General features: G+C 54.3%; 9 protein-coding genes. 1 reads left to right on the top strand and 8 read right to left on the bottom strand.

The window, feature by feature from the left end; translation table 11 throughout:
• Window positions 1-40: 40 nt before the first annotated feature.
• The 7 genes from ACH107_RS28070 to ACH107_RS28040 form a co-directional block, all read right to left on the bottom strand.
• Window positions 41-460, bottom strand: a complete 420-nt coding sequence (locus ACH107_RS28070) for a YqiA/YcfP family alpha/beta fold hydrolase (protein ID WP_412509015.1) — start codon at window positions 458-460, stop codon at window positions 41-43.
• On the bottom strand, window positions 450-1,094 hold the full coding sequence (locus tag ACH107_RS28065) for a hypothetical protein (RefSeq protein WP_412509014.1): 645 nt from the start codon (window positions 1,092-1,094) through the stop codon (window positions 450-452). The genes ACH107_RS28070 and ACH107_RS28065 overlap by 11 nt, the downstream gene beginning before the upstream one ends.
• 194 nt (window positions 1,095-1,288) lie before the next feature.
• Window positions 1,289-1,516, bottom strand: coding sequence for a hypothetical protein (locus ACH107_RS28060; RefSeq protein WP_167199667.1), 228 nt, complete (start codon window positions 1,514-1,516; stop codon window positions 1,289-1,291).
• A 61-nt stretch (window positions 1,517-1,577) separates the two neighbouring features.
• On the bottom strand, window positions 1,578-3,146 hold the full coding sequence (locus tag ACH107_RS28055) for an ADP-ribosylglycohydrolase family protein (protein WP_412509012.1): 1,569 nt from the start codon (window positions 3,144-3,146) through the stop codon (window positions 1,578-1,580).
• A gap of 125 nt (window positions 3,147-3,271) precedes the next feature.
• Window positions 3,272-3,970: an ADP-ribosylglycohydrolase family protein gene (locus tag ACH107_RS28050; protein ID WP_412509011.1), complete on the bottom strand. Its 699-nt coding sequence runs from the start codon at window positions 3,968-3,970 to the stop codon at window positions 3,272-3,274.
• Between the two features lie 4 nt (window positions 3,971-3,974).
• Window positions 3,975-4,469, bottom strand: a complete 495-nt coding sequence (locus tag ACH107_RS28045) for a hypothetical protein (RefSeq protein WP_412509010.1) — start codon at window positions 4,467-4,469, stop codon at window positions 3,975-3,977.
• Between the two features lie 72 nt (window positions 4,470-4,541).
• Entirely contained in the window at window positions 4,542-5,354 is an 813-nt protein-coding gene (locus ACH107_RS28040) for a hypothetical protein (RefSeq protein WP_412509009.1), read from the bottom strand.
• A 106-nt stretch (window positions 5,355-5,460) separates the two neighbouring features.
• Here ACH107_RS28040 and ACH107_RS28035 point away from each other — a divergent pair, with 106 nt between their 5' ends.
• On the top strand, window positions 5,461-6,465 hold the full coding sequence (locus ACH107_RS28035) for a helix-turn-helix transcriptional regulator (RefSeq protein ID WP_412509007.1): 1,005 nt from the start codon (window positions 5,461-5,463) through the stop codon (window positions 6,463-6,465).
• A 34-nt stretch (window positions 6,466-6,499) separates the two neighbouring features.
• On the opposite strand, the gene ACH107_RS28030 is transcribed toward ACH107_RS28035, so the two are convergent.
• On the bottom strand, window positions 6,500-7,015 hold the full coding sequence (locus tag ACH107_RS28030; RefSeq protein WP_412509005.1) for a hypothetical protein: 516 nt from the start codon (window positions 7,013-7,015) through the stop codon (window positions 6,500-6,502).
• Between the last annotated feature and the right edge of the window lie 130 nt (window positions 7,016-7,145).

Here is a 7,145-nt window from a genome sequence, read left to right as displayed (position 1 = left end):
GAAACCGCCTCGCAGATCACCTCACGGGGGTGGCCACATGTCATGGAATGACTGGCCACATGCGCGTGGAACAGGTGGCCACATGCCGTGGAATACCCATTTGGAGCGAATGTGAAGGGGTAACAGCCGGGTTTATGGCCACATACGGTAAGCCAAGTTCAGTTCCGAGCCAGGCGGCAAAGAAGCCACCCATGCTTGTGCCAACGACCAGGTAATTCCTGCGTGCGGACATGGCTTTCTGAAAGGATTCGAAAACCTTATGTGGTGGGCGCGTGTAATCGACCGTATTCCCGTCGACGATTGCGGCGGCACTCAACGCGCGCACCTTGTCTTTATTGGCGTCGAAGTGTGACGCGAACCCATGACAGTAGTAGATGCGATCGACGTTTGTGCCTTCAATGAAAGGCCGAATGCGGTCTGCGATGTCGTGGTGACTGATCTTGGCCGCATCAATAACCATAGACTTCCATCCACTCATTCATCGCGTGGCGGTGAAGGGCTTGATATTCTGCTTCAGATCGACGGGGCAGAAGACGCCTGATTTGTCTGAAAAATTCAGGTTCGTTGTCCCCGGAACGGTTCACGTTGAAAAGCTCGCCCAAGATGCGAAACGCGATTACTTGCGGATCTGATCTGCCCTGTCCACGATAGATAAATTTTTCGCCCAAAAGCATGTCGTCGATCTTTTGGTCTAGCCAAGAGGGGGTCTGCAACTGCTGTCGTGCTTGTTCTCGTCTGTGTTCGGCTTCCAATGCCTCGTGGGCTCGGATCGCCATGATTTCCCGCAGCTCAGCTTCTTCTCCCTGCCGTAATTTTTCCATAACCCATCCATAAGTGTCATCGTTGTGAGCATCAGGGCCCACGTTGAACGGCGTGAACCCGAGTTGCGCTCGCAGCGTGTTCGTCTTTTCCACGTGCTCAGCTTTCATGGGGTTTATGCCTCGTTGGCGATCTTTGGCTTCGGAGACGCTGTCGTACACATGGTCATACTCTTCGGGGAAGAGTGCAGCATGCAATTCTCGTCCTAGATGCTGAAGGGCTTTGCCTTCGCCCTTTCGAGATGCTGATGCCTTTGGTTTTTCGTTCTTTTCCATCCCTCAATCCTTGTTTGTTGGCACGCCAGTTTTTTGCGAAGGTTCTCGTGCTTTGTACAGTTGGCAACCGGTGATCGCCGAAATCAGGGGCATCGGTGGTTTTGCGTCAATGCGGTGATCCGGATGTGTGCAGCGGACACCTAGGCCGACACCAACGGCCCAGTGAAGATAGCGACAGCCCTTACAGTCCGTGATCAACATTTTGGTTCCTGCGTGACAGCGACCTGCCGGACTTCGAAGTGGTCGAAGCCGTTTGGCCCTTCCTGCTCGCGCGCCTTGTTAAGTGCCCGTAGGGCTTGCTGGTAAGGCATTGGGTCGGAGACGATCGCGGGCTCGTCGAAGCTGTAGGTATCAAAATAAACTAAAACCCATTTCCTTGCTTTGCGTTCCTCTTCATAGCGCCGTTTGCGTCCTTTGCTCATATGTGCAGTCTCTCCATTCGTGGTTTCATATTTCTTTTCGGCGCAGCCTCTTTGTGACCGCTCACGCCCAGGGATAGGCCCGCGCCAGTTGATCGGCACCATCCGGTTCATGTGTCAGCCGTACGTAATCGCCTACGAGCCGTGTGATAATGTCAGTGCCTTCGATCACTGATGCCCAACGATGGTGAAGGGCGGCCAAAGGATCGATTAGCCCCATCATGTTACCGGCGATGGCCCCGGTCGAGTCGCTGTCGCCGCTGTGGAAAACCGCGATCTGAAGCGCGTCATCGAATGTCTTTCCAGCAAGGCAGGCATAAAGCGCGATCGACAGCGCTTCCTCGGCGGTCCAGCCGCCGCCCAGGCCTTCGATCGTCTCGGGGGATCCATCTCGAGTGGCGTCCAGCGCCTTGCGGATTGCGCGCCCGGTTTCATGCCCGTTCTCCAGCCGTTCGTACTCAGTAGCCATTGCTGCCGCAGTTTCTTCCAGCTCTGCCCCATTCGCGACATCGGCCAACATCTCGGCCCAGGCTGCGGCGGCGAACTGGCCGGTGGGATGTCCATGCGTCAGTGCAGAGGTGTCGATCGCAACGGATCGCACCTGATCGCGCGGCACCATAAGAGCCACCGGCGCCACGCGCATGATCGTGCCGCAGCCCTTGCTATCATTCGTGGCCAGCGCTCCGAGGCTGCGGCCTTCACCGAGAGACGACAGGCAGGTCAATCCAGGGGCGCGACGCGCCCAGAGCCGCTGGTCGGTGATCAAGCCTATGGTGTCCGTCTCAACTCGGAGCTTGCTGCCTTGGGTGCGATACCAGCGCAACAGGGCGTGATGCACTTCAGAGAGTGGATGACAGATCCCTTTCATAGCACCGCAAACATGAGCCCGAATAAGACCCTCTGCCGTGAACAGCGTCATCTGTGTGTCATCGGTGATCGCGCCCCGCAGGCCCTGATGCGGTGGCAAGTCTGAAATCCCGTCTGGAAACTTGCGCCTGATTGCATCAAGCGAGAGGAATTCAATTTCGGCACCGAGGCTGTCGCCATAGGCGCCCCCGAGAAGACTCGCATGAAGCCGAAAGCCCGGCAGTCCATCATGGTGAGCGCGACGTGTCAGCCAGCGCTCCTGCTCTTCGGTTTCGATTGCACCGGGGCGAACTGCGCGCACGTCGCCGATCGCTTGATCGGCGGACCATCCGCGCTCGATCAGCATCAAGGCAGCGATCGTACCGGCGCGGCCCAGGCCGCCGCGGCAATGAACGAGGACGCGACCGCCGCGCTCCAATGTGGCGTGCAACTGCGCCGAAATCGCAGCCCATGTGCCCATGTCGTCGTCTTTCGGGGTGTCCAGATCCCGGATCGGAAAGTGGAACCAGTCGATGCCGCGCGCCTTCACCGCCTCACCGAGCTCGGGCACGCCCAGCATCTTGAACTCGTGGTCTTCGATCAGGGTCAAGACGGCGTTGGCTCCCGATCCCTTGACCGCGTCCAGGTCGAGCTCAATGTCTCGATCCCATGCGGCGCCAAAGACACTGTCGCCCTTCTTGCCGGGACAAAACGTGATGCCCAGTCGGCCGTTTCCGAGGGCCAGGTCATCAATGCGCAGGGGGTGGGTGATGCTCGTTCTAGCCAATCGCGAATCCTTCTGGTCTCATTTCATTTAGATATTAGCTCGTGGGTACGTCAGTATCGGACGTATCCGTCTGTGCATAGGTTATGATTGGTGCCGAACCACCACCGGATTGATTACTGCAAGCCTTAATCTTTTGTAGGCGCGTGTTGGTTTCTGAGCGCATCAAGCGTGCCCACGATGACCGGACAGTAGTTCCCAAATCCTGCGAACTCGAAAGCTCTTTCAAGGCTGTTTGGCTGATCGAGAAATTCTATCGCTGTGCGCATGACATTCGGAGCGTAGCCATCTTTAGAAATTTTCGCTTGTTCGATCAGGTCCCAAGCTTCTGGCTCCATTGCGGCAGTCATACTCTTGGCGTCTTCCCACGATTGCTCTTCCAGAAGGCACCAACATAAATACGCCATAACAGCTGACATATCGCCTGCAATCTCGTGCCAGTGGGTGATGCGGGCCTCTTTGCGTGCGATAGAGCCCAGGGCGTTAAATGAAACGAACCTAAATAGGGCGAGTGGCGCAATGCGGTGTACTGGGTTGCAGCCTGCCGTTTCACCGTTAAGCTCTAAGTGGACTTGGAAAGCTGCGGCGGCTTGCCACGGACCTTCGTTGATTTTTGCAAAGACGGCATCAAACACTGGCCCTGTATCGAACGCATCCGTTTTCCACCAATCCAAATACCGAGCAGTGACATCCTGCACACTCAATCGCTTCTTGGCCTCGATGCTCTCGTAAAGAATTTGCGCCATTTTCGTTGGCCCGCCATACTGGTCGCCGCTGGCGATACCTTGAAAAAGCGTGTCGCGTTTTTGTGGATCTACCCATTGCATGGTTTTAAGGAAGCTCCTCTTGGCCGAGACCGCGTAAGGCCGCGATGTTGATTTCGTAAAATTCGTCCGCATTCGCGCCTTTAGCAATGCCCCAGTTTTGCGCTGCTTCAAACATGTTATGTTTTGCCCGATCTGTCACGTGACCATTGGCTTGGGTAACAAGTGCGGTCACAATGGGGAGATTATTTGTTGCACAGTAATATGCCGCAGCGTGCAGAGCTTTCCCAACAATCCGACCGGAGTGATTGCCTTGCCAAGGCTGATCTGGAAAGTAGTGCGACCATATATCGAGGTAGCGAACGCTGCCACTGAGTGCCTTGTCGCGGATTTCCAGAATGGATTGCGTGACGTCACGGCCATCGAAGTCTCCACCGTCACGACGCTCTAACTCCAGCATAGCTTGCGCTTTTGTGAAAGGGCCGCCCTCTGTCCGGTCCAGTCTTTCGTAGTTGGCAATCAAATTGGTAATTTGTTGCCTGCTCCAATTTTGTAAATCCATGATGTTTTTCCTCGTCGTACTGATTTAAGGCGAACTTATTTCATCTTGAAAGGGCTTTGTCTGGGCACCTGTTTACTCGAATGTCGCACAGGGCACGGCGGTCTCCGCCTGTTCCTTTATGAGCCCACATTTTGAGATTTCACAAAGAAGGTGGTCCATGCGTCTGACCTCGTGCGGCGTGACCTGGGAATGACCCATGTCCAGTATTAACAACCAGACATGGTGGTTAAGCTTTGCAGCCTGTTTGCTGGTCAAGTGATGATCTACTGGTAAGCCACGTCCAGGACGTAAGTGGTTCAGTGTGCGCAGTAAGTGATTGTTGGGCCGAACGGATTCCCCAAACTCCGCCAGAAAGTTCAGAATTGGAACGAGACCCCAGCCTTGGCCAAACTCTTCTTGCAACGACTGGAGGTGCCCCTCAACCCCTTTGAAGTTTTGCAGAATAACGTCATCGAAAGGATAGGCTGCAATTGCGGCACGGCTTCGCAAGACCGATGCCGCAGATTGGATTTTGTAAAGCCGATGCAGGGAAATGCTGCTGGTTTCTCGAATGCGGCCTGCTTGCTCGCCTTCGACCTTAAAGCATTTATTGCCGATCCCAGGGGCAATGTGATGAATCTGAAAAACACTGGGATCGACGCCCCAAGACCGCCAGGCACCATTCATAATGGGGGCGAGAATTTCACGCCACTTCTGTGCGACAGGCTGACTTGCATTGGCATATAGTGGCTGCGGCCATAAAGCCTTCCATACATCATCAGCAGTAGCGCGGCAGATCGGAACAAAGTCTTCGGAACGCGTTAGGGCATCGTCGTAGGCCTTGGGGTTTTCGTCGCAAAGCGTAGACTCAAGATGGCGAAATTCGACATGGGCGGGATTGTTCAAGCTGGATCCTTTCTGTTGATGGGTTGAACATAGATCAAAGGGGTGACACTTATGGTCGTGGCCGCTAGGCTTTAGACTGAACTCTCAAGCTAGGATGGACCGAAAAATGGCTGCTGCTGACCGACAAAGACCAGCCAAAGACATGCTGCGATTGATCCAGCTTCTTGCTTCAGAGAAGGCGTTTGGCTTGTCATTGTCGGACATTCAGGAACGGATGGAATGGAGCCATCGGACCACGCAGCGGTATATTTCTGCTCTTCAGGACATCGAGCCCGACCTAAGTTATCACATCGATGAAGATACGAACGCCAAGCACTGGTACCTACCATCGCCGCGAACACGGATCCCGCCCGTAAACGCCGAGCAGCTTGCCAGTCTCACTGCGATTGCTGGATTTATGAAAGCTCAGGGCCATGCAAGTTATGCAGAAACCCTGGAAGGCTTGCGAGAAACTTTGCAGGCAGGTTTGGATCGCTCTTCCATGATGCGTCTGGATCCAGATCTTGAGGTGCTTGACGACAGTATCGAAATTGCTTTGCGACCAGGCCCGAAATCGTCGTTTGACCCCGGAATCCGAACCAAGCTGTTGCAAGCCATAACCACCTCCAACCAAGTTCGGTTTCAATATACGGATGTGCGCGGTCGCAAGACGTCTCAGAAAACTGTCTCACCCTACGTTTTAACGGTTGGCCCAAGAACATATCTTATCGCGCGCGATGAGGCTGTTGCGCAAACCAGAAACTATGCTTTGACGGGCGTGTCTGATTTGGAAATTTTAGCGGTTCCTGCAGTGGCGGCTGATTTTGATGTTAAGGCGTATGTTTCCCAATCCTTCGGCGCATTCCATGATGGTATCTTTGAGACGTGGGTTTTGCGGTTTCAGCCTGGCATGGATTACGAGTTGTCCAATTATCAGTTTCACCCCACACAAACGCTGAAGCACCTCGATACTGGGGAAATTGAAGTCTCTTTCCGGTGTGAAAGCATCCGGGAGGTGGCCTATGAATGTGTAAGGTGGAGTGAACAGTTGACTTGGGTCGGCCCCGAGCGCCTTCAGGGCCTGGTGCAGGACATCATCTCTGATCTGACGCAGGTGAGCTCACCATCGTGAAACGCACAGATTTACGATGGTGAGGAGCACAACGTTATGCCGCATTGAGCAGGTATTCAAAATCAACCTGCGCATCCGGATCGAACAAATTATGCTCGTCAAATTCGAACGCCGAAGGCGAAAGAAACTTCTCAATCAGTTGACTGAATTGTATGTGCTCCCCCACACCATACTGTTTAAAGTGCCGCTGTATCGTGTCAGCAAACTCAGGAGCTGGCTCCCGGTTTTTCCGCAGCTTTATTTCATCAATCTCCCAATGCCCCCGTTTCTTTTTTATCGCCACTATCGCATGTGCACGGCCCTTCCACTCGTAAAACTGCGTTTCCCCGCGCACCGCCTGCGGCACCAGCGTTGCCAGGCAGTTGTCGTACCGCTTTGCGGCATCCTCAAGTGCACAGCCATTTTCTAAAAACTTTACCTTTTCACAGTTTGGGACTGTTTGCTCCGGAAACGGGAGCCGAATGTAAATCTGGCGTATAGCCTCGGACACCTCGCCTCGATAATGTATGGCTTTGTAAAGCTTCTCGTCCAGCTCGGCTTTTTCGGGCATGTCCATATCTTCCCAAGCACCCAAAAAATCTGGTCCCTTCTCGATTTGTGTGGGTTGCCTGGGTCATCGAGGCTTGAGCGGGCCCTACATTTTGTGCGTCCGGTAGGCGCGTCCGGCGCGTAGACCTCAA

It is taken from the genome of Roseovarius halophilus (ex Wu et al. 2025), assembly GCF_047086965.1.
This window is presented reverse-complemented; position numbering and strand designations above follow the sequence as displayed.

What these genes read in the sequence shown, in the direction of transcription:
- ACH107_RS28070 (WP_412509015.1), bottom strand. Translation starts at nt 460, where the DNA reads ATGGTTATTGATGCGGCCAAGATCAGTCACCACGACATCGCAGACCGC.
- ACH107_RS28065 (WP_412509014.1), bottom strand. Translation starts at nt 1,094, where the DNA reads ATGGAAAAGAACGAAAAACCAAAGGCATCAGCATCTCGAAAGGGCGAA.
- ACH107_RS28060 (WP_167199667.1), bottom strand. Translation starts at nt 1,516, where the DNA reads ATGAGCAAAGGACGCAAACGGCGCTATGAAGAGGAACGCAAAGCAAGG.
- ACH107_RS28050 (WP_412509011.1), bottom strand. Translation starts at nt 3,970, where the DNA reads ATGCAATGGGTAGATCCACAAAAACGCGACACGCTTTTTCAAGGTATC.
- ACH107_RS28045 (WP_412509010.1), bottom strand. Translation starts at nt 4,469, where the DNA reads ATGGATTTACAAAATTGGAGCAGGCAACAAATTACCAATTTGATTGCC.
- ACH107_RS28035 (WP_412509007.1), top strand. Translation starts at nt 5,461, where the DNA reads ATGGCTGCTGCTGACCGACAAAGACCAGCCAAAGACATGCTGCGATTG.
- ACH107_RS28030 (WP_412509005.1), bottom strand. Translation starts at nt 7,015, where the DNA reads ATGCCCGAAAAAGCCGAGCTGGACGAGAAGCTTTACAAAGCCATACAT.